The following is a 23,015-nucleotide window of genomic DNA, read 5'->3' as shown; positions in this document are numbered from 1 at the left end:
CCCGGGTCGCGGACGACCCGGGGACCAGGGGCTCGGGGTCAGGCGGCGGTGCCGACCGGTTCGCGGAGGGCGGCCCCGGCGGGGGCGGCCTTGCGGGACGGGATCGCGAAGGAGATCGCGGCGGCGAGGAGGGCAGCGCCGATGCCGATGCCGATGGCGGTGCGGAAGCCGTTCTCGGAGGCGACGGAGTGCCCGGCGACGGTGATGGTCATCTGGGAGAGGACCAGGCCGACGACGGCCGAGGAGACCGAGGTGCCGATGGAGCGCATCAGGGTGTTGAAGCTGTTGGCGGCGGCGGTCTCGCTCAGCGGCACGCCGCCCATGATGAGGGCGGGCATCGCGCCGTAGGCGAAGCCGGTGCCGGCGGCGCAGACACAGCTCGCGATCATCAGGCCGAGCGCGGAGCCCATGAGGGCCAGCATCGAGCCGTAGCCCGCCGCGATGATCACGGCGCCGACGATCAGGGTGACCTTGGGGCCGCGCAGGGCCGACAGCTTCGCGCCGACCGGCGAGATCAGCATCATGACGATGCCGTTGGGCGCCATCCACAGGCCCGCGGCGAGCATCGACTGGCCGAGGCCGTAGCCGATCGCCTCGGGAAGCTGGAGGAGCTGCATGGTGACGAGCATCTGGACGTACATCGCGAACCCGACCGCGATCGAGGCGACGTTGGTCAGCAGCACCTGGGGACGGGCGGTGGTGCGCAGGTCGACCAGGGGGTCGGAGTGGCGGAGCTCGAACCGTCCCCAGGCCAGCAGGATGACGGCCGCGGCGGCGAACAGCCCGATGACGCTCGCGCTGCCCCAGCCCCAGTCGGCGCCCTTGGAGATGGCCAGCAGGAGGCAGACGAGACCGGCGCCGAGACCGACCGCGCCGAGGGCGTCGAAGCGTCCCTCGTTCCTGACCTTGACCGAGGGCAGGACCCGCCAGATGAGGACCGCCACGACCGCCATGAGGGCTCCCGAACCCCAGAACAGCACCTGGAAGTCCGCGTGCTCGCCGACGGCGGCCGCGATGGGCAGGCCGAGCGCCGCCCCGATGCCGAGCGAGGCGCTGATCAGCGCGATCGCCGAGCCGATCTTGGCGGGCGGCAGGATGTCGCGCAGCGCGCTGACGCCCAGCGGGATGATCCCGACGCCGAGTCCCTGGAGCCCGCGGCCGACGATCATCGGCACGAGGGTGTCGGACAGGGCGCACACGACCGAGCCGAGGATGAGCGGGACCGTGCTGGCCAGCAGCATGGGCTTCTTGCCGTAGAGGTCGCCGAGGCGGCCCGAGACGGGGGTGGCGACGGACGCGACGAGCAGGGTGACCGTGATCACCCAGGAGGCGTTCGAGGCCGAGGTGTTCAGCAGGGTGGGCAGTTCGCCGATGAAGGGCACGACGAGCGTCTGCATGAGCGCGGCGGCGGTGCCGGCGAAGGCCAGCGTCGCCACGATCAGGTTGGTGCGCCCTGTGGGGGCGGGCTGGTCCACGCGGATCTCCTGTGGGTCGGTACGGGGGGATATATGTGAACAATACACATGGTATGCAGGATGCACATCATGTGCAGCCTGCATATCCCTGTGATATTCATGACATCGTGGAGAAGTCGATTCACGACGTCGAGTACGAGCTGATGCTGCTGGGCCGCTACCAGCTCTCGGTCGCCCGTGCCCGCAAGGAGAGCGACCAGCTCGAACGCAGCGCCTACGTGCTGCTGAGCCGGCTGGAGATGCAGGGTCCGATGACGATCCGCGAGCTGAGCGGGGCCTTCGGGCTCGACCAGTCCACGATCAACCGGCAGACCGCCGCCATGCTCCGCGAGGGCCTGATCGAGCGGATCGCCGCCCCCGACGAGATCGCCCGGCGGCTGCGCGTCACCCCCGAGGGCACCCGGCGCCTGGCCGCCGACCGCGAGTACCTCCTCGGCCGCCTCGAAGAGATCTTCAAGGGCTGGCCGCGCGAGGAGATCGCCGTCTTCGCCTCCTGCCTGGAACACTTCAACGGCTCCATCGAGCGCATCTCCGGCGAACCCTGGCCGAGGCCGTAGCGGGTCTCCGAGCTCACTCCGAGGTTCGTCGGATATCCATGGGGCGTGGGTGAGACGACGCGGATCCTGGTGGTCGACGACGAGCCGAACATTCGTGATCTGCTGGCGCAGACGCTGCGGCTGGTCGGGTTCGAGGTCGACACGGCGGCCTCGGGGCTCGAAGCGGTGACGGCGGCCGCCGTCGGCCCCGCCCTGGTGGTCCTCGACGTGATGCTGCCCGACCTCGACGGGTACGAGGTGGCGCGACGGCTGCGGGCGTCCGGCCGGGACGTGCCGATCGTGTTCCTGACGGCCAGGGACGCCGTCGAGGACCGGATCAAGGGCCTGACCGCCGGCGGCGACGACTACGTGACCAAGCCGTTCAGCCTGGAGGAGCTGGTCCTGCGGATCCGCGCCGTCCTGCGCCGCGTCGGCGCCCCCGGCGAGCTGGACGCCCGCCTGCGCTACGCCGACCTCGAACTCGACGAGGACACCCACGAGGTGCGCCGGGCGGGAACGGCCGTCGAGCTGTCGCCGACGGAGTTCAAGCTCCTGCGCTACCTGATGGAGAACGCCGGGCGCGTGGTCAGCAAGGCGCAGATCCTCGACCGGGTGTGGCAGTACGACTTCGCGGGAGACGGCCGCATCGTCGAGACCTACGTGTACTACCTGCGCAAGAAGATCGACTCGCTCGGGCCGCCGCTGATCCACACGCTGCGCGGGGTCGGCTACAGCCTCAGGACGTCGCGGTGAGGGGGCCGTCGCGGTGGTCGCTGCGGTCGCGGCTGGCGCTGGTGACCGCGGTGCTGGCGGCGCTCGGGCTGGTCGTCGCCGACGGCGTGGGGCTGGCGCTGTACCGCGCCTACCTCGTCGGCCAGGTGGACGAGCGGGTCTCGCGGATCGGCAGCGGCATGAGCGACGTCTCGCCCGAGGTGCTCGCGCGGCTGCGCGGGATCGTCGACCAGATAGGCCCGGCACGGGTGCCGGGCATCGACACCGACGAGTTCCGGCTGTACGCCGTGACCCCGGAGGGCGCCCACGGGCTGCTGGCCTCGGGGCGTCCCGGCCCGGACCTGCCGAGCCGGGAGAGGCTGGCCGGGCACGCGGGGAAGGGCCCGTTCACCGTGCCGGGCGTCGACGGCGGCGCGGACTGGCGGGTGCAGGTCGGGCGCGGCGGGACGGGGGACGTCCTGCTGGTGGGGGCCTCGTCGCTGCGCCAGGTGGAGAGCATCTTCCAGCGGCTGGTGGCGATCGACGTCGCGGTGCTGCTCGTGGCGCTCGCCGCGCTGAGCCTGCTCGCGCGGATGCTGGTCGGGATCGGGCTGCGGCCGCTGTCGCGGATGGAGGAGACGGCCGGACAGATCGCGGCGGGCGACTACTCGCGGCGGGTCGCCGACGTCGATCCGCACACCGAGCCGGGACGGCTCGGCCGGGCCGTGAACGTGATGCTGGGCCGGGTGGAGAGCGAGATCAACGCGCGGAAGGCGTCGGAGGAGCGGATGCGCCGGTTCCTCGCCGACGCCTCGCACGAGCTGCGCACCCCGCTGACGTCCGTGCGCGGCTTCGCCGAGCTGGCCCAGCGCGGCGGCCCGGCCGCGGAGTCGCTGGCGCGGATCGAGGCCGAGGCGGAGCGGATGGGCCTGCTGGTGGACGATCTGCTGCTGCTGGCCCGCCTCGACGAGCAGCGTCCGCTGGAGTCGGCCCCCGTCGATCTGCTGGAACTGGCCGCCGACCTGGTCAGGGACGTTCATGCCCAGGGCCGTCTGGTGACGCTGTCGGGGCTCGATCCCGACAGCGAGCTGTTCGAGCCGGTGATCGTCCCGGGGGACGGGCCGCGGCTGCGGCAGGTCGTCGCGAACCTGCTCGACAACGCCGTCCGGCACACCCCGGCGGAAGCGTCCATCGCGCTGCGGATCGGCTCCACGGTCCGCGAGGCGCTCATCGAGGTCGCCGACACCGGCCCCGGCATCGCGCCCGAGGACGCGCCCCACGTGTTCGAGCGGCTCTACCGGGCCGACCGGTCGCGCTCGGCCGAGGGCTCCGGCCTCGGCCTGTCCATCGCCGCGGCCATCACCGAGGCGCACGGCGGCCGCGTCGAACTGGCCGGGACGCCCGGCGGCGGCGCGACCTTCCGGGTGTTCCTGCCGGTTCCCAGCTCCCTCTGAGCTTCGCCTGAGGTGGGCCCGAGCCCGGTTCGCCAGGCTCGGCGCCATGAAACCGACAGCGATCACGGCGGGCTTCCTGGCCCTCGTCCTGCTCACGGGCTGCGGAGGCGGCGACGGTGACGAGCCGGGAGTCGTCTCCCTGGCCACCGGCGGGCCCGCGCCCAGCGCGACGGCCTCACGGAGCACGGTCGAGAAGAACAAGGAGTTCGCGCAGTGCCTGCGCGACAACGGCCTCAAGGTCGACGACCCCGATCCCACGACGGGGCAGCTCGATCGCGAGTCCCTGGCGAGCGGCGACGAGGCGGCCACCCGCAAGGCGCTCGAGGCCTGCCGCGACGCGATGCCGCAGGCCGCCCAGCAGCTCACGAACCCCGACGCCGCGACCCTGGAGAAGATGCGGAAGTTCGCCCAGTGCATGCGCGACGAGGGCCAGGACTTCGCCGACCCCGGCCCGGACGGGTTCGACTTCGCGAACTTCGACCGCGACAAGCCCGGATTCATGGACGCGGCCCGGGCCTGCCAGAAGAAGTTCCCCTTCTTCACTCCCGGAGGCGGCTCGTGATGGTGGTGAAGCACCCGGCCGGCCTGGAGGCCCCGGCCCCGCGCCGCCGCCGCCCGTGGCGGGCCGTGCTCGCCGTCGGCGGCGCCGGGGTGATCGGCGTGGCCGCCGTCTGGGCCGCGGCCGGGTTCGGCGGATCGGACGGCGACGCCTCGACGGCCCCGACCGGCCCGCCGGCCACCGCGAAGATCGAGAAGCGGACGCTGACCAGGACCGAGACGGTCGCCGGAAACCTCGGCTTCGGCGATGTCCGCTCGGTGGCCGCCCGGCCCGGGACGATCACCTGGGTGCCGTCGGACGGGGAGACCGTCGAACGCGGAGAGACCGTCTACTCCCTCGACGGCCACCGGATCCCGCTGTTCTACGGCGCGACCCCGGTCTACCGGACCCTGTCCTCCGGCACGGAGGGCAAGGACGTCCGGGTGGTGGAGAAGAACCTCGCGGCCCTCGGCTACGACGGCTTCACCGTGGACGGCACCTACACCTCCGGCACCGCCGACGCGGTCGAGCGCTGGCAGGACGACCTGGGCCTGGACACGACCGGCACGATCACCCAGGGCTCGGTGATCGTCGCTCCCGGCGCGATCAGGGTCGGTGAGGTGAAGCTCGGCGTCGGAGACCCCGGCGGCGGCACCGTCCTGACCTGGACCGGGACCACCAGGAAGGTGACGGTCGAGCTGAAGGCCGAGCACGAGGACCTGGTCGCCGAGGGGACCCGGGCCACGGTGGAGCTGCCCGACGGCGCCACGGTGAAGGCCGTGGTCACCCGGGTCGGCTCGGCCGCGACCGCCGAGGCGCAGCAGGGCGGCACGACGAAGGCCGCGGACGCCACCCTGCCCGTCGAGCTGGCCGTCAGGGACCAGAAGGGCCTCGGCCGCTACCAGTCGGCGCCGGTCGACGTGACCCTGGAGGCCGAGAGCCGCAAGGACGTGCTCGCGGTGCCCGTCACGGCGCTGGTGGCGCTGCGGGAGGGCGGCTACGCCGTCGAGATCGTCACCGGCGGGGTCTCCTCCTACGTCCGGGTCGAGACGGGCGTCTTCGCCGGGGGCCTGGTCGAGGTCACGGGCGCGGGGCTCGGCGAGGGCCTGGTCGTGGGGGTGCCGCAGTGAGCCCGGTCGTGGAGCTCGCCGGGGTGAGCAAGCTGTACGGAGACGTCGTGGCGCTGCGGGACGTCGATCTGGTGATCGGCCGGGGAGAGCTGGTCGGGGTCGTCGGGCCTTCGGGGTCGGGCAAGTCGACCCTGCTCAACATCGTCGGGACGCTCAGCCGGGCCGGCTCGGGGACCGTCCGGGTCGGCGGCCACGATGTCTCCGAGCTGAGCGACGGGGAGCTGTCGGCCCTGCGCGGCGGCACGATCGGCTTCGTGTTCCAGCAGTTCCATCTCGCGGCGGGGGTCCCGGCCGTCGACAACGTCGCCGACGGGCTGCTCTACAGCGGCAGGCGCCGCCCGGAGCGGATCAGGCTGGCCACCGAGGCGCTGCGCTCGGTCGGCCTCGGCCACCGCCTCGGTCACCGGCCGCACGAGCTGTCGGGCGGGGAGAAGCAGCGGGTCGCGATCGCCCGGGCGGTGGTCGGCGACCCGCCGCTGCTGCTGGCCGACGAGCCGACCGGGGCGCTCGACTCCGCGTCCGGAGCGGTCGTCATGGACGTGCTCCGCGACCTCAACGCCGCCGGGACCACCGTCGTGATCATCACGCACGACCACGAGATCGCGGGCTCGCTGCCCCGGTCCGTCCGGATCAGGGACGGCCGCATCGCCCACGACACCCTGGTGGCCTCATGAAGCCGAACATGAAGCCGAAACCGCCCCGGCTGCACCCCGCCGACGTGCTCCGGGTGGGCGTCTCCGGCCTGCGGTCGCGCCCGGCCAGAGTGGTCCTCTCCGCGCTGGGCATCGCCATCGGCATCGCCGCGATGATCTGCGTGGTCGGGATCTCGACCTCCAGCAAGGAGGACCTGAACCGGCGGCTGTCCGCGCTCGGCACCAACCTGCTGACCACCAAGACCGGGCAGTCCTTCGGCGGCGGCGACGCCCATCTGCCCCGCGAGGCCGTCGCGATGATCGGGAACATCGGGCCGGTCGAGTCCGTCTCGGCGATCGGCCGGACGGACGCGAAGGTCTACCGCAACGACCGGGTCCCGGCCGAGAGGACCGGCGGCATCGGCGTCTACGCCGCCCGCACCGACCTGCCCGCGACGGTCGGCGCCGAGATCGTCTCCGGCCGGTGGCTGAACGCCGCCACCGAGCGGCTCCCGGCCGTCGTGCTCGGGCCGGTCGCCGCCCGGCTGCTCGGCGTGCACACCACGGGGGTCGACACCCAGATCTGGCTGGGCGGCCGCTGGTTCACCGTGACCGGGCTGCTCGGCGCCAACGCCCTCGCCCCCGAGCTGGACACCGCCGCGCTCGTCGGCTGGCCGGTCGCGGAGCGGGAGCTGGGATTCGAGGGATATCCGACCACGATCTACACGCGGGCGGCCGAGGACTCGGTCGAGGACGTCCAGGCCGTGCTCGGGCCCACGGCCAACCCCGAGAACCCGTCCGAGGTGAACGTGTCGCGGCCGTCCGACGCGCTGGCCGCCAAGCAGGCCGCCGACGACACGCTCGGCTCGCTGCTGCTCGGCCTCGGCGCGGTGTCGCTGCTGGTCGGCGGGGTCGGGGTCGCGAACACGATGGTGATCTCGGTGCTGGAGCGGCGCGCCGAGATCGGGCTGAGACGCTCGCTCGGCGCCACCCGCGGCCAGATCAGGCTCCAGTTCCTGGTCGAGTCGCAGCTCCTGTCGCTGCTCGGCGGGCTGTTCGGGCTGCTGATCGGGATCGGGGTGACGGCCGGCTACGCCTCGGCGCAGGGCTGGCCCGCGCTCGTCCCGGCCTGGGCGATGGCCGGCGGGCTCGGCTCGACGCTGGTCATCGGGGGCGTCGCGGGCCTGTACCCCGCGCTCCGGGCGGCCCGTCTGGCCCCGACCGAAGCACTGGCCGCGAGCTGAGAGGGGAGTGTTCGGTAACCCCGTCTCCCGGACCTTCGGGCGTCAGTACTTTGAGTACATGCGCATGTGGCTCGAGGTGGCGGAGAAGGACGAGTTCGCCGAGGTCGCCGGGCTCGTGGAATGGGGCTGCCTGGCCTGGGCGGCGCAGCGCGGGGACGAGGTCGACGGCGTGTTCGTGCGGCTGGCGCTGGAGTTCCGGCACCAGAGCACGGACGGCCGCCTCGGCTGGTGGACCCCGGGCGAGGTGCGGCGGCTGCTGCTGGAGTGGATCCCCGACTCGGTGGCGTCCGGGCCGGAGACCTACCCGCTGGCGCTCGGCTCGGTCCGGGCGCTCCTCGGCTACCTCGACGCGAGCGGGCTGCTCGACCCGCGCGGCGGCACCGCCGCCGACTGCCTCGCCGAGGTCGACGCCGTCGGCCCCCGCTACCTGGAGCTGGTCAGGGAGCCGAAGACGCCGGGGGCCGCGACGATCGTCATGCGGGCGGCGTTCGAACGCGGCCTCGACCTGGCCGACTCCGAGGCCGTCAGGACCTTCCTCCAGGACGTCAAGGCGGGCAGGACCGAACTCGACGCCGGCCTCATCGCCCAGGTCCTGGACGGCCCTCGCGACGAGCCGCCGGCGCGCAAGGCCCCCGTGCTCCCGGTGCACGTCCCGGACGAGGCGGAGCTGCGGGCCGCGGCGGAGTCCTGCGGGTTCCTGGCGATGATGCGCGAGGGGATCCCGCCGCACGAGCTGACCTACCTGGAGGCCTGGGCCGAGGCCACCGGGCCCGCCGAGGGCGACGTGGTCGAGGTGTGGCGGCGGGCCCTGCTCGCGCTGCTGGAGCTGGAGGCGGCGGCCACCGAGGGCAGCCTGTTCCGGGTGATCTACCGGGACGCCGTTCCCGACCTGCTGCACACCCTGTACGGGATGGCGGCGCCGGTTTCGGCGTTCAGCCTGGCCGAGGCGACCTGGCTGAACTGCCTGCGCACCGAGCACCCGTTCCTGCCGACGACGGCCGCCGAACGCGAGCTGTCGCACGCCGACCTGCTCGGCGGGGTCGGCGACGTCCTGGACGGCCTGGAGCTGCTGGGCGCGATCACCGTGGAGGATCCCGAAGGACTTCCGTTCGTCGCGCTGACCCCGCTGGCCACGGCGATCCTCCGGGGCGAGTACCTGGCCGAGGGCAGGGAGGCGGGCCGCATCGGCGAGCTGACCGGGGCCCCGCCCGCCGGGCTGCTGGGCGTCCTGGTCGACCACTATCCGCCGGACGCCGCCCGCGAGGAGCTGGCGCTGTGGCTGGCCGCGCACGGCGACGACCCGGCGCCGCTGCTGGAGGCGATCCGCGACTGCCCGTTCCACGGCAGGGCCGCCGCCCTGCTGTGGGCGCTCACCTCGGATCTGGAGACGGGCCCGGCGCTGCTGGAGTCCCTGCGCACCGATCCCGTCCTGGCCCCGCTGGCCCTGACCCGGCTCACCGACCTGGGCACGGTCGGCCTGGACGACCTCACCGAGGCCGAGGGCGGCCTGGTCCTGGCGGAGAACTTCCTCACCCTGCTGGAGCGCCGCGGCCCGGCTGCCCTGACCGCCCGGCTGGCCCAGCTCCCGGACGACTCCCGGCAGCACGTCGTCGCGTCGGTCCTGGCCAGCGGCCACCCCGACGAACAGGGCCTCACCGCGTTCCGCGCCGCCCTCACCGGCTGAGAGCTCAGGAGCGGCAGGACAGCGACGGCAGCCGCCGCGCGCCGAGGACGACGATCACGCCGTAGGGCACGTTGCCGGAGTTGGTGGCCGCGAAGCGGTCGGACACCGTGCAGGCGATCTGCCGCAGTGCCCCCTCGGGCAGCCGGGACACCCCGGTGAACCGCACCACGACGCCCGCGCCGTCGCCGTCGTCGGCCGACACGAACCGCAGCCGGCCGGGCAGCTCGGTCGTCATCCCTGCGGGCGGGCCCTTCAGCAGCTCGATGACGCTGTCGGACAGCTCGCCGAGCCGCCCGGTCGGCCGGACCTGGGAGACCAGCCGCCCGTCCTGGAAGAAGAACAGCCGGGGGCCGCGCGCGATGCCCGCGGCGGGGCCGCCCGCGTCCACGACGCCGGTCGGCCTGATCCCGCAGCCGGCCAGCGCCACCAGCAGCCCGAGCGCGGCGAGCCGCCTCACGTGACCTCACCCACCGGGAGCCGGACGGTGAACAGGGCACCGCCGCCCTCCGCCCCGGACGCCGTGATCGTGCCCCCGTGCAGCCGTGCGTTCTCCAGGGCGATCGCCAGGCCGAGCCCGCTGCCCTCCGAGCGGGTGCGGGCGGCGTCGGCCTTGACGAACCGGCCGAAGACCTCCTCGTCCAGGCCCGGCGGCAGCCCGGGACCGTGGTCGCGGACCTCGACGACGATCTCTCCGCCGGACACCGAGGCCCGCACCTCGACGGGCGGAGCCCCGTGCTTCGCCGCGTTGCCGACGAGATTGGCGATGATCACGTCGAATCTGCGCGGGTCGAGCCGGGCCCGGATCCCGGCGGGGAGATCGGTCTCCACCCGTCCGGTCCAGCCCCGGGCGCGCAGGCACCCCGCGACGGCCTCCGCCACGTCCACGCTGTCGGGGGTCAGGGCCGCGACGCCCGCGTCGAACCGGGAGATCTCGATCAGGTCGTCGACGAGCCTGGCCAGGTTCCTGGTCTCCTCGCCGACGGTCCTGGCGGCGTGCGCGAGGTCGGCCGAGGCGTTCTGCGCCTCCTCCTCCAGGACCTCGGTGACGGCCGTCATCGCGGCGACCGGGGTGCGGAGCTCGTGGGAGACGTCGGCGGCGAACCGGCGGGCGGCGGCCTCCCGGTCGCTGAGCCGGGTGACGGTCTCCTCCAGCGCGGCGGCGGTCTCGTTGAAGGTCCCGGCCAGCCGGGCGAGCTCGTCGGAGCCCCGCACGTCCAGCCTGGCCCGCAGGTCGCCTCCGGCCATCCGGCGGGCCGTGCGGTCCAGCTCCCGGACGGGCCTCAGCACCTGACGGGCCGCGACCAGGGCCAGGACGACGGCCAGCGCCAGCGCGACGAGCACGATCCGCAGGGCCGAGTCCGCCATGTTCTCGATGTCGGTCTCCTCGGCGAGCAGCCCCTTGATCACGAAGACCTGGAGGCCGGACGGCCGGTAGCCGATCTCGCCCGACATCCACGCGTCGACCGACACCCCCACCGCGAGATGGGGCGTCCCGGCCAGCTCGAACCGCTGGAAGGCCAGCCCGCGCCAGGTCGCCCGCTCGCGCATCTCCACCGGGACCCGTTCCAGGACGCCCGGCGCGGTCTCCGCCCGCAGGTCCCGGAAGACGGCGGCGACCTGGGTGTCCCGGTCGTCCAGCGCCCGGGTGATGGCCGTCAGCGCGGCCTGGTCGGGCGGGTAGGGGATCTGCGGGGCCATCCGGTCGAGGCTCGCGCGCACCTGGACGGCCGTCGAGTTCTGCACCCGGGTCAGCATGATCCGCCGCGCCTGGAGGTAGCCGATCCCGGCCGTCGCGACCGTCGTGAACAGGGCCAGCGCGCCGAACGCCGCCAGCAGCCGGAACCGCAGCCCGCCCGTCACAGCGGCCCGAACCGGTAGCCGAAGCTCCGGACGGTCTGCACGTACACCGGCCGCGACGGGCTGGGCTCGATCTTGGCCCGGAGCCGCTGCACGCAGGCGTCGACGATCCGGGAGTCGCCGAGGTAGTCGTGCTCCCACACCGACTCCAGCAGCTGCTGGCGCGACAGGACCTGGCCGGGGGAGGCGGAGAGTTCCAGGAGCATCCGCAGCTCGGTGGGGGTCAGCGGGATCCGCACGCCGTCCCGGGAGACGGTCAGGGCGTCGCGGTCGATCGTCAGGGAGCCGTGGACCTCGGGGCCGGTCTGGGTGTGCTCGCCGCGGCGCAGGATGGCCCGGATCCGGGCGTCCAGGACGCGCGGGGCGATCGGCTTGACCACGTAGTCGTCGGCGCCGGCCTCGAGACCGGACACCACGTCGAGGTCGTCGTCGCGGGCGGTCAGCATGACGATCGGGATGGTGCCGAGGGCCCGGACCCGGCGGCAGACCTCGAATCCGTCGATGCCCGGCAGCATCAGGTCGAGGACCACGAGGTCGGGCGGGGAGGCACGGAGCATCCGCAGGCCCTCCTCGCCCGTCGCGGCCTCGTCCAGACGGTGGCCCTGGCGGCGCAGGCCCATGCCGAGGCCGCCGCGCAGCGAAGGGTCGTCCTCGATCAGGAGCACATGGGCCATGAACCGATTATCCGCAGCTCACGGCCGTGACCGCGCGGCGGGCTCGTTCTGTGGCGAAACCATGACAAAGGGCGTACGGGATCGGGAAACCCGTTGCCGAGGTTGGTGTCATGAGCCTCAGCACCCGCATCGCCCTGTTCTGTGTTCCCGTCGCACTCGCCGGTGTCGGCCTGTTCGCGGCGGTGTCGTCCGGTCTCGACCATGACCCGGATCGGGCGCGGACCGTCCTGGAGGAGGGGCCGGTCGCGGTGGGAGGGGCGGCGGCGGTCAGGAAGGCCGGGCTCACGCCCGGCACGGCCAGGGCGTTCGCGGCGGCGCGGGCGGCCGCGGCGGCGCAGGGGCGGCCGCTGGAGCTCACCTCCGGCTACCGGACGCCGGAGGAGCAGCGCGCGGAGTTCCTCGACGGGATCCGCAAGTACGGCTCGCCCGAGGCGGCCCGGCACTACGTGCTGCCGCCGGAGCGGTCCGCCCATGTGAAGGGGACCGCTCTCGACATCAGGCCGGAGGCCACCGCCCGCTGGCTGGAGACCGAGGGAGCCCGGTTCGGGCTCTGCCGGATCTACGCCAACGAGTGGTGGCACTTCGAGTACGCCGCGCGGTACGCCAAGGGCGGATGCCCCGGGCTCAAGCGCGACGCGCTCGGCTGATCGGCTCCCTACGCCGGTCGGCTCCCTACTTGGGCGTCCGCCGGGCGGCCCTGCGCAGGATCTGCATGACGACCATGGTGCCGATCGTCGCGGCCATGCCCTGGGCGCGCGGCCTGGAGTCGGGGTTGGCGGCGACGTTGCGGGCGCCGTCCTTCGCGCGGGCGGCGGCGTCGCTGGCCAGCAGCGCGGCGGTCTGGTCGCGGACGATCGAGGCCGTCTGCGCCGACACCGACTTCGTCTTCTCCCAGCGGGTGGACGGCCGCCGGTTCCGGCGCCTGCGCCGCATCCACAGCAGCACCGCGAGGCCCGCCGCGGCCGCTCCGCCGATCTTCGCCCCGTTGCCGGGCTTCCGGGCCACCTCGACGGCCTTGTCCTTCGCCTCTACCGCCTTGGCCTTGGCCTCGGCGGCCTTGTCCTTGGCGGTGCCGAGATGCTCGTCGGCGAAGTCCCTGGCCTCCTTGGCGTCGCTGGGATCACCCGAGGCGACCGGCTCGTCGACGGCGGGCGAGGGCCCCGGACGCCAGTCCGTGGTCGTACCCGTCGGCGTCGTCCCCGCGCCGGGGGGCCGCCCGCTGGGACCGTGGTCGTTGCTCATCGTCGCTCTCCTCGCGCTCGTCTCGGCTCGTCCCTCTTCCGTTCCCGACCAGCGAAGCCCAAACGACACATTCCCCTATCACCCGAAAAGCGGGACAGGTCAGGACCACTGGCCCGGGACGTAGCCGCCCGCCGGGGGGAGGGTCGATTCCGAGATCGCCCTGCCCGCCGCGTTGATGGACTTCAGGAACTTCGCGGCGCCGGGGTCGCCGTAGTAGTCGATGCGCGCTTCCATGTCCGTCCCCTGTCTCTCACGTTGCCGGTCACCTCGTTGACCCGGCGCGGGGAACGGGCGTGACCGGCGCCGTGAGAGACGTGTGTCACAGGGTGACGGGGTCAGGCGGCGAGGAGGGTGTCGAGCTTGGTGAAGGAGCTCTCCCAGCCCTGGCGGGCGCCGGATTCCATTTCGGGGGAGTAGGGGCCCTGGTGGATGGTGAGGAGGGTGCCGCCGTCGGTGTCGGCGAACTCCAGGCGGAGCTCGAAGCGGACGGGGGGCTCCCCGGGGAACTGGACGTCCTGGTAGCCGACGAGGAGCTCGTTCTCGACGACGTCGGAGAAGGTCGCCTCGATCGGGTTGGCGATCGAGGGGTCGGAGTCGTCGACCATCGTGAAGCGCTGGTGGCCGCCGACCTTCGCCTCGATGTCGACGGACTCGCGCGGGACGCTGAAGCCGACCGGACCGAACCACTGGGCGAGCTGGTCGGGGTCGACGAAGGCGCGGTAGACGAGCTCACGCGGGGCGTTGAAGACGCGGGTCATCTCGAGGTTCATGGTGGTTCCCTTCACTCGTTCTCTTGCTGGTTCTGCTGGATGCGTTTCAGGTGGGCGTCGAGCCGGTCGAGGTTGACGTCCCAGAAGCGGCGGTAGCGCTCCATCCAGCCCTCGATCTCGCGGAGCGGCTCGGGATTGAGGCTGCTGCTGCGCCACTGCGCCGACCTGCTGCGCGTGATCAGACCGGCCTGCTCCAGCACCTTCAGGTGCCGGGAGATCGCCGGAAGGCTGATCTCGAACGGCTCGGCCAGCTCGGAGACCGTCGCGTCGCCGTCCGCCAGCCGGGCGAGGATCGCCCGCCTGGTCGGATCCGCCAACGCGGCGAAGATGACGCTGAGCCGGTCCGTGGCCATGTGTATTTAACGCTCCTGTTAATTAACCGATGTGTTAAACGTAGGCCGGGCGAGGGCCGGTGTCAAGCGAGGGGGCGCCGAAAGGGCGACAGAGGGGCGACAGAGAGGTGACAAGGGGGGACAAGGGGGCGATGGACGGCCGGTGGCCTGGGGGAACGCCGGTCAGGCGGTGGCGCGGGCCGCGTTGGTGAGGGCGGCGAGGAGGACGCGGGGGTCGGGGGCGACCTCGGGGACGACCTCGCGCAGCGCGAGCCAGCCGTTGATGGCGAGGGCGGTGGGGCCGGCCTCGTTGAAGGCGGGGTCCTCGATGCCGTACCAGGCGGCGACATGAGACCAGCGCCACAGCCGGTGGGTTTCGGGCGGCGGGAACCCGCCGGGCCCGCGCTGGCCGGTGATGGCCAGCCTGACGGACTCCACGGTGCGCCCGACCCGGTCGGCGATCTCGCGCATCGCGAGCAGCGGATCGGCCTCGGCCCGCCGGACGGCCAGCCCCGGAGCGGTCGCCTCGGTGATGAGGATGACCTCGATCATGGCCTTGGCCAGGGACTTCGCCTCCCACGAGCAGCGCGCGTGGCCCGGCCCGGTCACTTCCGAAGGCCCGCGAACGCACGCGACCGTGACATATCCCTGGGTTCTTTCGAACAATTGGTCGAGCTCATGCTCGAAGACTGGTCTGCTCAAGACCAGTTCGAACTCATAAGCCGCCATGTTGGAAACGTACAACGCCGAACGGCACCAGGAAAGCTGTAATGCCCTACCTCAGCCCCTCCGTCAACCCCCGCCACACCCGCAGCGAAAGATCAAGATGCCCCAGCTCCGGGTTCTTCGAGTCCCGCACTCCTACACCCTGCGAGAGCTCTGCCACCTCGACGCAGGTGACGCCGTCATCGCTGGTACCGCTGTAGCTGCTCTTGCGCCAGTTGGTCATGCAGTCATTCTGCACTCGCATTGCTGAAGAATCTGCTCGATCTTGTCCACGCTGGAGTCCTGGGGCAGGGAGGCGTCTTTGAGGTCGAGCCAAGCCTGCTTGTACACACCTATTTCAGAGTCGTCCTCGATCCGTCTCGCACCGAGCAGGGAATCGGCCATGACCAGGCTGAAGTCACCGGGGGCGAAGTCGAACACCACGAATGAGGATCCGATTTCCGGCGGGTGGGTCTGGCTCAAGGCGAGAACCTGAAGGTGGGTTTTGCCGTTGGCGACGGCGTGGATCAGCGCGCGGAGCTGCCCCGCCATGACCACCGGGCCGCCGAGGTTCTGGTGAAGAACCCACTCGGGAATGATCGCGTGATGGCGCAGGCGGTCGTCTAGCCCGAAGAACGCCGCTTGGTGTGCCATCCGCTGCTCGATGCGCTTCTGAATCTCCTGGTGGCCGAGCGTGCTGCTCGCGAAGATCGCGCGCGCATAGTCCAGCGTCTGGAGGTGGCGCGGGACGAACTGAAGGTGAAACCAGTGGCTGTAAGCGGCGTCGAGCTCCATGCCGATGTTGCCGCCGACTCCTTGGAGCGCGGGGAAGCGTCGTATGAGGTCGGCTTGGCGCCTGGGGGCCTCGGCCAGGTTCATCAGCTTCTTGCGGAGGACCTCGTCGGTGACGCCGTACTGGAGCAACAGGTAGGCGACGTCTTTGGGCTTGGCGGTTGAACTGCCTGTCTCCAGACGGGAGAGGGCGGCGCGGGACATGTGGAGGCGGGCCGCGGCCGTGGTGAGGGTGAGGCCCAGGCCGTCGCGGATGTCGCGGAGGTGGGAGCCCAGGCGGTGGGTTCTGTCACCGGGGGACCTTTGGGTGCTCATACACTCATGGTGACGATCCGGGCGTGGCGTGTCAGTGCGAAGGCCAAGATCTGGAATTTCCCACCCGGGGTGCGGCGATCGCGTTTGATTTCGCTTTCGCCGGTGCGTCGCGTAGACTCACCATTCGGTCCAGTGTCAGGCCTGGCATGCCCAGAGTGTTCGAACGATGTTTCGAACTTTGGTGGCAGGGTCTCACGGCACCTCACCAGGTGCAACTGGGCGTCCCGAGTGGGATTTCAGGAAATCCGCTTCTCTCTTCCGAGGGCGGACGCTTGTGCCCGCCCGGGTGGACAGACGTAACCGAGCAGTGAAGCGCGGAGGCCATGGCCAAAAAAGAAGGCGCCATCGAGATCGAGGGCGTTGTCGTCGAGTCCCTCCCGAACGCGATGTTCCGGGTGGAACTGGACAACGGGCACAAGGTCCTCGCGCACATCAGCGGGAAGATGCGGATGCACTACATCCGGATCCTTCCCGACGACCGTGTCGTTGTGGAGCTGTCTCCGTACGACCTCACTCGCGGGCGCATCGTCTACCGCTACAAGTAAACCGATTGGGGTTGCCTTCCCCGTCCGGTGCCTGTCCAGCAGGCTGGGACGCGGGATGACCCTGAGCAACTGATCAGGAGACCCACATGAAGGTCAAGCCGAGCGTCAAGAAGATCTGCTCGAAGTGCCGCGTCATCCGCCGGCACGGCCGCGTCATGGTGATCTGCCAGGACCCGCGCCACAAGCAGCGTCAGGGCTAGCCGCCCCGGGCCTCCGGGCCCGATGCGTCTGAAGACGACAACTCAACAACAGGCCGCAGTTCGTCGCGTCCCGCAGGGGATACGGACGGATGACCCCGAGTCGGAGGCTCGGGCCCGCCCTGGGCAGGGACGGGAACGTGGTCGGTAGGACCTCCGCCAAGTAAGAAGGGACACTGCCCGATATGGCACGTATCGCCGGTGTCGACCTCCCCCGCGAAAAGCGGCTCGAGGTTGCGCTGACCTACATTTTCGGCATCGGACGCACCCGTGCGCTCGAGACCCTCGCCGCCACCGGAGTCTCCGGTGACCTGCGGGTGCACCAGCTCACCGATGAAGAGCTGGTCCCGCTGCGCGAGTACATCGACGCCAACTTCAAGATCGAAGGTGACCTGCGCCGCGAGGTTCAGGCCGACATTCGTCGCAAGATCGAGATCGGGTGCTACCAGGGCATCCGTCACCGCCGCGGGCTCCCCGTGCACGGTCAGCGCACGCAGACCAACGCACGCACCCGCAAGGGCAAGAAGAAGACCGTGGCCGGCAAGAAGAAGGCCGGCAAGAAGTAACCCCGTAGAGGGGAGCGGTCCTTCTACGGGACCAGCGGATTCCTTCCTCTCAGGAACCCGTTCGGTGTGTGAGGGACATTCAGAACGCATTTCCCTCGCAAGTGATGACCTCTGGAGAAAACGAAAGCAATGCCTCCTAAGAGCCGCCAGGGCGCGAAGAAGCTGCGCCGCAAGGAAAAGAAGAACGTCGCTCACGGGCACGCCCACATCAAGAGCACGTTCAACAACACCATCGTCTCCATCACGGACCCCAACGGGAACGTGATCTCCTGGGCCTCGTCCGGCCACGTGGGTTTCAAGGGCTCTCGCAAGTCCACCCCGTTCGCCGCTCAGCAGGCCGCTGAGAACGCCGCTCGCCGCGCCATGGAGCACGGCATGCGCAAGGTCGACGTCTTCGTCAAGGGTCCCGGCTCCGGCCGCGAGACCGCGATCCGCTCCCTCCAGGCCACCGGCCTCGAGGTGGGTTCGATCCAGGACGTCACCCCCGTCCCGCACAACGGCTGCCGTCCGCCGAAGCGCCGCCGGGTCTGAGTAGGAGATAGAGAGACATGGCTCGTTACACAGGCGCAGACTGCAAGCTCTGCCGTCGCGAGAAGACCAAGCTGTTCCTCAAGGGCAGCAAGTGCGAGGGCCCGAAGTGCCCGATCGAGATCCGTCCTTACCCGCCGGGTGAGCACGGCCGTGGTCGGCCGAAGGAGTCCGAGTACCAGCTGCAGCTTCGTGAGAAGCAGAAGACCCGTCGCATCTACGGGATCCTCGAGAAGCAGTTCCGCAACTACTACGAGGTCGCCAACCGCAAGAGCGGCAAGACGGGTGAGAACCTGCTCACGCTGCTCGAGCGCCGCCTCGACAACGTCGTCTTCCGGGCCGGTTTCGCGAAGTCCCGCGACGCCGCCCGCCAGGCGATCCGCCACGGCCACATCACCGTGAACGGCCACAAGGTGGACATCCCCTCGGCCCTCGTGTCCGAGAAGGACATCATCGAGGTCCGTAAGAAGTCCCTCGAGATGACCCCGTTCGCGGTCGCCAAGGCCGAGGCCGGCCAGCGCACCGTCCCGGGCTGGCTCGAGGTCGTCCCGGACCAGATGCGCATCCTGGTGCACTCCCTGCCGGTTCGCCAGCAGATCGACACCCAGGTGCAGGAGCAGCTGATCGTCGAGCTTTACTCCAAGTAGTCCATTACGGGCTTCGCGGAAAGAGCTCGCTGCCCCCCGAAGGCATAGGAATATGGCTTCGGGGGGTACCCCGGTTTATGGGAGTCGTCAAATAGCGGGCGACCCTGACAGAGAAGAGAACAACGCATGCTGATCGCACAGCGTCCGTCCCTCGCCGAAGAGCAGGTGGACGAGTACCGCAGCCGGTTCGTCATCGAGCCGCTGGAGCCGGGCTTCGGCTACACCATCGGCAACTCCCTCCGCCGCACCCTTCTGTCCTCCATCCCCGGCGCCGCTGTCACCAGCATCCGGGTCGAGGGCGTCCTGCACGAGTTCTCCACCGTGCCGGGGGTCAAGGAGGACCTGACCGACATCATCCTCAACCTCAAGCAGCTCGTGGTCTCCTCGGAGCACGACGAGCCCGTCGTCATGTACCTGCGCAAGCAGGGCCCCGGCGACGTGACCGCCGCGGACATCGCCCCGCCGGCGGGCGTCGAGGTGCACAACCCCGACCTCAAGATCGCCACGCTGAACAGCAAGGCGAAGCTGGAGATGGAGCTGACCGTCGAGCGCGGTCGCGGCTACGTCTCCGCCACCCAGAACAAGCAGCCGGGCCAGGAGATCGGTCGCATCCCGATCGACTCCATCTACAGCCCGGTCCTCAAGGTCACCTACAAGGTCGAGGCGACCCGTGTCGAGCAGCGCACCGACTTCGACCGTCTGATCCTGGACGTCGAGACCAAGCACTGCATGCTGCCGCGGGACGCCGTCGCGTCCGCCGGTAAGACGCTGGTCGAGCTCTTCGGCCTGGCGCGTGAGCTGAACGTCGAGGCCGAGGGCATCGACATGGGCCCGTCCCCGACGGACGCCGCGCTCGCCGCCGACCTCGCGCTGCCGATCGAGGAGCTGAACCTCACCGTTCGCTCCTACAACTGCCTCAAGCGCGAGGGCATCCACTCGGTGGGCGAGCTGGTGGCCCGCTCCGAGCAGGACCTCCTCGATATAAGGAATTTCGGCGCCAAGTCGATCGAAGAGGTCAAGCAGAAGCTGCACGACATGGGCCTGTCCCTCAAGGACTCGCCCCCCGGGTTCGACCCGACCGCCGCCGCCGACGCCTACGGCGACGGCGACGACGAGTCCTACGCGGAGACCGAGCAGTACTAGGCCTTTCGTAGGCTGACGAAGACGCCGAGCGAAAGCTCTGTGACCGGCGGGAGTCAATCGGCTCCCGCCCCACCGCTCCCGGTTCCTCACACGGCCGGGACGACTGACTCCGGTACCTCGAACGGCCGGAGCCCGAAAAGGAACACGAAATGCCTCAGCCCACCAAGGGTGCCCGTCTCGGCGGGTCCGCCGCGCACCAGAAGCTGATCCTGGCGAACCTCGCCACGTCGCTTTTCGAGCACGGCCGCATCACCACCACCGAAGCCAAGGCCCGCCGGCTCCGTCCGCTGGCCGAGAAGCTGATCACCAAGGCCAAGAAGGGCGACATCCACAACCGTCGCCTCGTGGTCCGGACGATCCGCGACAAGGGCGTGGTGCACAAGCTGTTCACCGAGATCGGCCCGCACTTCGCGGAGCGTCCCGGTGGCTACACCCGGATCACCAAGATCGGCAACCGCAAGGGCGACAACGCCCCCATGGCCGTCATCGAGCTGGTCCAGGAGCAGGTCTCCGGTGTCACGACCCGCAAGGTGACCGAGGAGAAGGCGGCCCCGGCCCCCGCTCCCGCCGCCGAGGTCGAGGAGACCGAGACCGACGAGGTCGCCGAGGCTCCGGCCGAGGAGAAGACCGAGAAGGCCGCCGAGTAAAGGCGTTCCGAGTAAAGGCCTAGCCTCGAAAGAGCCCGTCGTCCCGCTGAGGGACGGCGGGCTCTTTTCCTTTGAGAGAATGACGCCGGGCAGCGAGGAAGCGAAAGCAGGAACATGACGGCGTTGGTAAGGCTCCGGCTCGAGATCAGCTACGACGGGACGGATTTCGCGGGCTGGGCCCGCCAGCCGGAGCAGCGGACCGTCCAGGGGACCATCGAAGAGGCCCTGGCGCGGATCATGCGCCTCGATCCGCCGCCGATGCTGACCGTCGCGGGGCGGACCGACGCGGGAGTCCACGCGACCGGCCAGGTGGCGCACGTCGTGCTGCCGTTCCCGGCCTACCAGCAGATCAACGGGGCGATCACGCGGCGGCTGTCGGCCGTCCTGCCGCCCGACGTGCGGGTGACGGCCGTCGAGATCGCGCCGGACGGGTTCGACGCCCGGTTCTCCGCGCTCAAGCGCCGCTACTCCTACCGCGTGTGCGACGACCCGACCGGGGTGGCCCCGCTGGAGCGGCACGACACCGTGTGGCACCCCCGGCCGCTGAACCTCGACCGGATGAACGCCGCCGCGGCGCTGCTCGTCGGCGAGCACGACTTCGCGGCCTACTGCAAGAAGCGCGAGGGCGCCACGACGATCCGGCGGCTGCTGCGCTACGAATGGGAGCGCAAGGGCGACCGGCTGGCCGTCGCCGCGGTCGAGGCCGACGCGTTCTGCCACTCGATGGTCCGTGCCCTGGTCGGGGCGCTGCTGTCGGTCGGTGACGGCCGCCGCGACATCGAGTGGCCCGCGCAGGTGCTCCTGAACGGCGTCCGGGACTCGGCGGTCAAGGTCGCGCCCGCGCACGGGCTCGCCCTGGTCGAGATCTCCTACCCGGCCGACGAGGACCTCGCCGCCCGGGCCCAGGAGACCCGCAGGGTCAGGACCCTGCTCAGCCCCTGAGCGGCTGGTTGAGGTAGATCAGGAAGCCCTGGGCGACCTTCGCGAGCTGCCTGTCGTTCGGGGCGGGCGGCGGGCCGCTGATGTAGCGCACGTAGGCGTACAGGACGTAGCGGCCTGCGGACGAGGTCGTCGCGTAGCCGTCGGGGTCCATGACGTTCTTGGTGTGCTTGCCGGGCAGTCCGACGAACCAGTCGAGCTTGCCCGGGTTGGCGACCGCCCGGGTCTTGGTGGCGACGGCCTTGGTGGGCATCGCGACGACGCCGACCGTCACGCCGATGCGCTTGTTCCTGGTCAGGTAGGTCGCGCGGGCCACGCCCAGGCAGTTGCCGGTCTTGAGCGCCTTCACCATCGCGCCGCGGGCGGTGTAGTCGCAGCGGTCGTTCAGCGAGCGGGCGTCCAGGAGGAACGCGTGGGCGCTGACCTTGATCTCCTTGCCGCCGAAGAAGCGGGCGAGGGTCAGCTTCTCGTCGGTCTTGTAGCTGTCGGCGGCCGACCCGGTCTTCTGCTTGACCGGCGGGGCGCTCTCCTCCGGCTCGGGGGCGGGCGTGGTCGGCACGGGCACGGGGACGGCGGGGACCGACGCCGACGGCTGGGCGACGGTCTTGGCCTCCCCGCTGTTCGACCGGGTCAGGACCACGGCGGCGGCACCGGCGATGACCAGGGCGGGGACGAGAGCGACGGCCGCGTACTTGGCCCTCTTGGCGGCCTTCTTCTTCCGCTTCGGAGCGTGCTGCTGCACGGGCGGAGCGGGAGGAGGCGGCGGCGGTGCCTGGGGGAGGCCGAAGGCGGGGCTCGGCGGCATCATCACCGGCGGCCGGGCGGCGGCCAGATCCATGACGGTCGGGCCGCCCGCGGCGGAGGCGGAGGCACCGCCCCACTGCAGGACGCCGTCGAGGGAGCCCGCGGCGGCGGGGGCCGGGACCGAGGCGTCCAGGAGGGTCTGCTCGGCACCGGCGGGGGCCGCCAGGGCGGCCTGCCGGGGAGCGGCCTCCAGGGCGGGCTTGACCGGGATGCCGTCGAGCTTGGTCAGGACCGGAGCGGCGGAGGCGTCGGCCGCTTCCGGCTCGGGAAGGGGCTCAGCGGCCTCCTCCGCCGCCACGGCGGCAGGGGCCTCGGGCACGGCGGGCTCGGGCTCCGCGGGGGCCGCAGGAGGCTCCTCGGGGGCGGCGGCCACGGCGAGGGTGCCCCACGGCGGCCGGGTCTGCTGCGGCTGAGTCTGCTGCGGCTGGGTGAACACGGCAGCGTCGAGCAGGGTCTGGTCGGCGGCGAGGCCCGTCACCGGAGCGGCGGAGTCCAGGTGCGAGGAGGCGGCGGCGTCGAAGGAGGGACGCGGCAGCGACGGCTCGTCGTCGAGCGGGGCCAGGGGGAGCGGGTTGGCGGCCGTGGGCGCCGTGCCCGGCGGGTGGATCGCGTCCGGCTCGAGGATCGGCGCGTCGTCGGAGTCGCCGGGCGGGGGCACGGACGCGCGGGCGTTCGCGGCGTCGAAGGCCGGGCCCGCCACGAGGACGTCGTCGTAGGGCAAGGCCTGCGCCTGTGCCTGCGCCTCCGCCTGCTGCCACCAGGGCGTGGGCGGTGGGCCCTGCACCTGCTGGGGAGCGGTGGGTTCGGCGGATCGGTGGCCGAAACTCGGCGGCGCCGAGGGGAACGAGGGCACCGTGCCGTCGTTCTCGGCTCCGTTGGGGCCATCGTCAGGACCGGACATGGACCGA

The 23,015-nt window shown here is 71.3% G+C and carries 29 protein-coding genes; 17 read left to right on the top strand and 12 right to left on the bottom strand.

Annotation, left to right across the window (positions count from 1 at the left end):
• Positions 1 to 38: 38 nt before the first annotated feature.
• Complete coding sequence (locus tag ABD785_RS08060; protein WP_344824029.1) at positions 39 to 1,475, bottom strand: MFS transporter; 1,437 nt, start codon at positions 1,473 to 1,475, stop codon at positions 39 to 41.
• 107 nt (positions 1,476 to 1,582) lie between these two features.
• On the opposite strand from ABD785_RS08060, the gene ABD785_RS08055 reads away from it, so the two are divergent.
• From ABD785_RS08055 to ABD785_RS08020, 8 genes are read left to right on the top strand one after another with little or no spacing between them, the layout of a single operon-like run.
• Complete coding sequence (locus ABD785_RS08055) at positions 1,583 to 2,032, top strand: MarR family winged helix-turn-helix transcriptional regulator (protein ID WP_344824026.1); 450 nt, start codon at positions 1,583 to 1,585, stop codon at positions 2,030 to 2,032.
• Positions 2,033 to 2,077: 45 nt separating this feature from the next.
• Positions 2,078 to 2,764: a response regulator transcription factor gene (locus ABD785_RS08050; RefSeq protein WP_344824023.1), complete on the top strand. Its 687-nt coding sequence runs from the start codon at positions 2,078 to 2,080 to the stop codon at positions 2,762 to 2,764.
• Positions 2,761 to 4,176, top strand: a complete 1,416-nt coding sequence (locus ABD785_RS08045) for a sensor histidine kinase (RefSeq protein WP_344824021.1) — start codon at positions 2,761 to 2,763, stop codon at positions 4,174 to 4,176. The genes ABD785_RS08050 and ABD785_RS08045 overlap by 4 nt, the downstream gene beginning before the upstream one ends.
• A gap of 46 nt (positions 4,177 to 4,222) precedes the next feature.
• On the top strand, positions 4,223 to 4,738 hold the full coding sequence (locus ABD785_RS08040; protein WP_344824018.1) for a hypothetical protein: 516 nt from the start codon (positions 4,223 to 4,225) through the stop codon (positions 4,736 to 4,738).
• A complete protein-coding gene (locus ABD785_RS08035; RefSeq protein ID WP_344824015.1) occupies positions 4,738 to 5,844 on the top strand; it encodes a peptidoglycan-binding protein in 1,107 nt (368 codons plus the stop codon). Before ABD785_RS08040 ends, ABD785_RS08035 begins: the two co-directional genes overlap by 1 nt.
• The gene (locus tag ABD785_RS08030) at positions 5,841 to 6,518 is read left to right on the top strand and encodes an ABC transporter ATP-binding protein (RefSeq protein ID WP_344824012.1); all 678 of its coding nucleotides are present in this window, start codon (positions 5,841 to 5,843) and stop codon (positions 6,516 to 6,518) included. Before ABD785_RS08035 ends, ABD785_RS08030 begins: the two co-directional genes overlap by 4 nt.
• 8 nt (positions 6,519 to 6,526) lie before the next feature.
• Entirely contained in the window at positions 6,527 to 7,720 is a 1,194-nt protein-coding gene (locus ABD785_RS08025; protein ID WP_344824009.1) for an ABC transporter permease, read from the top strand.
• Positions 7,721 to 7,778: 58 nt separating this feature from the next.
• On the top strand, positions 7,779 to 9,404 hold the full coding sequence (locus tag ABD785_RS08020; protein ID WP_344824006.1) for a hypothetical protein: 1,626 nt from the start codon (positions 7,779 to 7,781) through the stop codon (positions 9,402 to 9,404).
• 4 nt (positions 9,405 to 9,408) lie between these two features.
• Here the strand turns inward: ABD785_RS08020 and ABD785_RS08015 are convergent, their stop codons facing one another.
• The 3 genes from ABD785_RS08015 to ABD785_RS08005 are packed head-to-tail and all read right to left on the bottom strand — an operon-like array spanning position 9,409 to position 11,935.
• Positions 9,409 to 9,861, bottom strand: coding sequence for a hypothetical protein (locus ABD785_RS08015; RefSeq protein WP_344824005.1), 453 nt, complete (start codon positions 9,859 to 9,861; stop codon positions 9,409 to 9,411).
• Positions 9,858 to 11,264, bottom strand: coding sequence for an ATP-binding protein (locus ABD785_RS08010; RefSeq protein ID WP_344824002.1), 1,407 nt, complete (start codon positions 11,262 to 11,264; stop codon positions 9,858 to 9,860). The genes ABD785_RS08015 and ABD785_RS08010 overlap by 4 nt, the downstream gene beginning before the upstream one ends.
• On the bottom strand, positions 11,261 to 11,935 hold the full coding sequence (locus tag ABD785_RS08005; RefSeq protein WP_344823999.1) for a response regulator: 675 nt from the start codon (positions 11,933 to 11,935) through the stop codon (positions 11,261 to 11,263). The genes ABD785_RS08010 and ABD785_RS08005 overlap by 4 nt, the downstream gene beginning before the upstream one ends.
• Before the next feature lie 110 nt (positions 11,936 to 12,045).
• On the opposite strand from ABD785_RS08005, the gene ABD785_RS08000 reads away from it, so the two are divergent.
• Complete coding sequence (locus ABD785_RS08000) at positions 12,046 to 12,582, top strand: D-alanyl-D-alanine carboxypeptidase family protein (RefSeq protein WP_344823996.1); 537 nt, start codon at positions 12,046 to 12,048, stop codon at positions 12,580 to 12,582.
• A 25-nt stretch (positions 12,583 to 12,607) separates the two neighbouring features.
• Here the strand turns inward: ABD785_RS08000 and ABD785_RS07995 are convergent, their stop codons facing one another.
• The 7 genes from ABD785_RS07995 to ABD785_RS07965 form a co-directional block, all read right to left on the bottom strand.
• A complete protein-coding gene (locus tag ABD785_RS07995) occupies positions 12,608 to 13,177 on the bottom strand; it encodes a hypothetical protein (protein WP_344823993.1) in 570 nt (189 codons plus the stop codon).
• 99 nt (positions 13,178 to 13,276) lie between these two features.
• Positions 13,277 to 13,411 carry a hypothetical protein gene (locus ABD785_RS07990; RefSeq protein ID WP_344823990.1) on the bottom strand — a complete coding sequence of 45 codons (135 nt, stop codon included), beginning with the start codon at positions 13,409 to 13,411 and terminating at the stop codon, positions 13,277 to 13,279.
• A 101-nt stretch (positions 13,412 to 13,512) separates the two neighbouring features.
• Positions 13,513 to 13,947, bottom strand: coding sequence for an SRPBCC family protein (locus ABD785_RS07985; RefSeq protein WP_344823987.1), 435 nt, complete (start codon positions 13,945 to 13,947; stop codon positions 13,513 to 13,515).
• Positions 13,948 to 13,958: 11 nt separating this feature from the next.
• Positions 13,959 to 14,300 carry an ArsR/SmtB family transcription factor gene (locus tag ABD785_RS07980; RefSeq protein ID WP_344823984.1) on the bottom strand — a complete coding sequence of 114 codons (342 nt, stop codon included), beginning with the start codon at positions 14,298 to 14,300 and terminating at the stop codon, positions 13,959 to 13,961.
• Positions 14,301 to 14,462: 162 nt separating this feature from the next.
• Entirely contained in the window at positions 14,463 to 14,888 is a 426-nt protein-coding gene (locus ABD785_RS07975; protein ID WP_344823981.1) for a hypothetical protein, read from the bottom strand.
• 166 nt (positions 14,889 to 15,054) lie between these two features.
• Positions 15,055 to 15,228, bottom strand: a complete 174-nt coding sequence (locus ABD785_RS07970; RefSeq protein WP_344823979.1) for a DUF397 domain-containing protein — start codon at positions 15,226 to 15,228, stop codon at positions 15,055 to 15,057.
• A complete protein-coding gene (locus tag ABD785_RS07965; protein ID WP_344823977.1) occupies positions 15,225 to 16,091 on the bottom strand; it encodes a helix-turn-helix domain-containing protein in 867 nt (288 codons plus the stop codon). Before ABD785_RS07965 ends, ABD785_RS07970 begins: the two co-directional genes overlap by 4 nt.
• 323 nt (positions 16,092 to 16,414) lie before the next feature.
• On the opposite strand from ABD785_RS07965, the gene infA reads away from it, so the two are divergent.
• From infA to truA, 8 genes are all read left to right on the top strand, one after another.
• The gene (gene infA / locus ABD785_RS07960) at positions 16,415 to 16,636 is read left to right on the top strand and encodes a translation initiation factor IF-1 (protein WP_123670005.1); all 222 of its coding nucleotides are present in this window, start codon (positions 16,415 to 16,417) and stop codon (positions 16,634 to 16,636) included.
• Positions 16,637 to 16,722: 86 nt separating this feature from the next.
• The gene (gene rpmJ / locus ABD785_RS07955) at positions 16,723 to 16,836 is read left to right on the top strand and encodes a 50S ribosomal protein L36 (RefSeq protein ID WP_106402415.1); all 114 of its coding nucleotides are present in this window, start codon (positions 16,723 to 16,725) and stop codon (positions 16,834 to 16,836) included.
• Between the two features lie 182 nt (positions 16,837 to 17,018).
• Positions 17,019 to 17,399 carry a 30S ribosomal protein S13 gene (gene rpsM, locus ABD785_RS07950; protein WP_344823974.1) on the top strand — a complete coding sequence of 127 codons (381 nt, stop codon included), beginning with the start codon at positions 17,019 to 17,021 and terminating at the stop codon, positions 17,397 to 17,399.
• Between the two features lie 129 nt (positions 17,400 to 17,528).
• Positions 17,529 to 17,930 carry a 30S ribosomal protein S11 gene (rpsK, locus tag ABD785_RS07945; RefSeq protein ID WP_344823971.1) on the top strand — a complete coding sequence of 134 codons (402 nt, stop codon included), beginning with the start codon at positions 17,529 to 17,531 and terminating at the stop codon, positions 17,928 to 17,930.
• Between the two features lie 17 nt (positions 17,931 to 17,947).
• Positions 17,948 to 18,574 carry a 30S ribosomal protein S4 gene (gene rpsD / locus ABD785_RS07940; RefSeq protein WP_344823969.1) on the top strand — a complete coding sequence of 209 codons (627 nt, stop codon included), beginning with the start codon at positions 17,948 to 17,950 and terminating at the stop codon, positions 18,572 to 18,574.
• 126 nt (positions 18,575 to 18,700) lie between these two features.
• Positions 18,701 to 19,717, top strand: a complete 1,017-nt coding sequence (locus tag ABD785_RS07935) for a DNA-directed RNA polymerase subunit alpha (protein WP_344823967.1) — start codon at positions 18,701 to 18,703, stop codon at positions 19,715 to 19,717.
• Between the two features lie 149 nt (positions 19,718 to 19,866).
• Positions 19,867 to 20,364 (top strand): 50S ribosomal protein L17, encoded by a 498-nt coding sequence (gene rplQ, locus ABD785_RS07930; RefSeq protein ID WP_344823966.1) that lies wholly within the window; start codon positions 19,867 to 19,869, stop codon positions 20,362 to 20,364.
• A 114-nt stretch (positions 20,365 to 20,478) separates the two neighbouring features.
• Complete coding sequence (gene truA, locus ABD785_RS07925) at positions 20,479 to 21,306, top strand: tRNA pseudouridine(38-40) synthase TruA (protein WP_344823964.1); 828 nt, start codon at positions 20,479 to 20,481, stop codon at positions 21,304 to 21,306.
• Here truA and ABD785_RS07920 read toward each other — a convergent pair.
• Positions 21,296 to 23,008, bottom strand: a complete 1,713-nt coding sequence (locus ABD785_RS07920; protein WP_344823961.1) for a hypothetical protein — start codon at positions 23,006 to 23,008, stop codon at positions 21,296 to 21,298. The two genes, truA and ABD785_RS07920, sit on opposite strands and share 11 nt — an antisense overlap.
• Positions 23,009 to 23,015 lie beyond the last annotated feature (7 nt).

The sequence above is a fragment of the Actinocorallia longicatena genome, assembly GCF_039534125.1.
Taxonomy (GTDB): Bacteria; Actinomycetota; Actinomycetes; order Streptosporangiales; family Streptosporangiaceae; genus Actinocorallia; species Actinocorallia longicatena.
Note: the sequence above shows the minus strand (reverse complement) of the source record. Positions and strands in the feature narration are given on the sequence as shown.

Bases quoted from the DNA above. Each gene is read 5' to 3' on its own strand.
- ABD785_RS08040 (WP_344824018.1), top strand. From the start codon at position 4,223: ATGAAACCGACAGCGATCACGGCGGGCTTCCTGGCCCTCGTCCTGCTC.
- ABD785_RS08035 (WP_344824015.1), top strand. From the start codon at position 4,738: ATGGTGGTGAAGCACCCGGCCGGCCTGGAGGCCCCGGCCCCGCGCCGC.
- ABD785_RS08025 (WP_344824009.1), top strand. From the start codon at position 6,527: ATGAAGCCGAAACCGCCCCGGCTGCACCCCGCCGACGTGCTCCGGGTG.
- ABD785_RS08020 (WP_344824006.1), top strand. From the start codon at position 7,779: ATGCGCATGTGGCTCGAGGTGGCGGAGAAGGACGAGTTCGCCGAGGTC.
- ABD785_RS08005 (WP_344823999.1), bottom strand. From the start codon at position 11,935: ATGGCCCATGTGCTCCTGATCGAGGACGACCCTTCGCTGCGCGGCGGC.
- ABD785_RS08000 (WP_344823996.1), top strand. From the start codon at position 12,046: ATGAGCCTCAGCACCCGCATCGCCCTGTTCTGTGTTCCCGTCGCACTC.
- ABD785_RS07995 (WP_344823993.1), bottom strand. From the start codon at position 13,177: ATGAGCAACGACCACGGTCCCAGCGGGCGGCCCCCCGGCGCGGGGACG.
- ABD785_RS07990 (WP_344823990.1), bottom strand. From the start codon at position 13,411: ATGGAAGCGCGCATCGACTACTACGGCGACCCCGGCGCCGCGAAGTTC.
- ABD785_RS07985 (WP_344823987.1), bottom strand. From the start codon at position 13,947: ATGAACCTCGAGATGACCCGCGTCTTCAACGCCCCGCGTGAGCTCGTC.
- ABD785_RS07980 (WP_344823984.1), bottom strand. From the start codon at position 14,300: ATGGCCACGGACCGGCTCAGCGTCATCTTCGCCGCGTTGGCGGATCCG.
- ABD785_RS07970 (WP_344823979.1), bottom strand. From the start codon at position 15,228: ATGACCAACTGGCGCAAGAGCAGCTACAGCGGTACCAGCGATGACGGC.
- ABD785_RS07965 (WP_344823977.1), bottom strand. From the start codon at position 16,091: ATGAGCACCCAAAGGTCCCCCGGTGACAGAACCCACCGCCTGGGCTCC.
- infA (WP_123670005.1), top strand. From the start codon at position 16,415: ATGGCCAAAAAAGAAGGCGCCATCGAGATCGAGGGCGTTGTCGTCGAG.
- rpmJ (WP_106402415.1), top strand. From the start codon at position 16,723: ATGAAGGTCAAGCCGAGCGTCAAGAAGATCTGCTCGAAGTGCCGCGTC.
- rpsM (WP_344823974.1), top strand. From the start codon at position 17,019: ATGGCACGTATCGCCGGTGTCGACCTCCCCCGCGAAAAGCGGCTCGAG.
- rpsK (WP_344823971.1), top strand. From the start codon at position 17,529: ATGCCTCCTAAGAGCCGCCAGGGCGCGAAGAAGCTGCGCCGCAAGGAA.
- rpsD (WP_344823969.1), top strand. From the start codon at position 17,948: ATGGCTCGTTACACAGGCGCAGACTGCAAGCTCTGCCGTCGCGAGAAG.
- ABD785_RS07935 (WP_344823967.1), top strand. From the start codon at position 18,701: ATGCTGATCGCACAGCGTCCGTCCCTCGCCGAAGAGCAGGTGGACGAG.
- rplQ (WP_344823966.1), top strand. From the start codon at position 19,867: ATGCCTCAGCCCACCAAGGGTGCCCGTCTCGGCGGGTCCGCCGCGCAC.
- truA (WP_344823964.1), top strand. From the start codon at position 20,479: ATGACGGCGTTGGTAAGGCTCCGGCTCGAGATCAGCTACGACGGGACG.
- ABD785_RS07920 (WP_344823961.1), bottom strand. From the start codon at position 23,008: ATGTCCGGTCCTGACGATGGCCCCAACGGAGCCGAGAACGACGGCACG.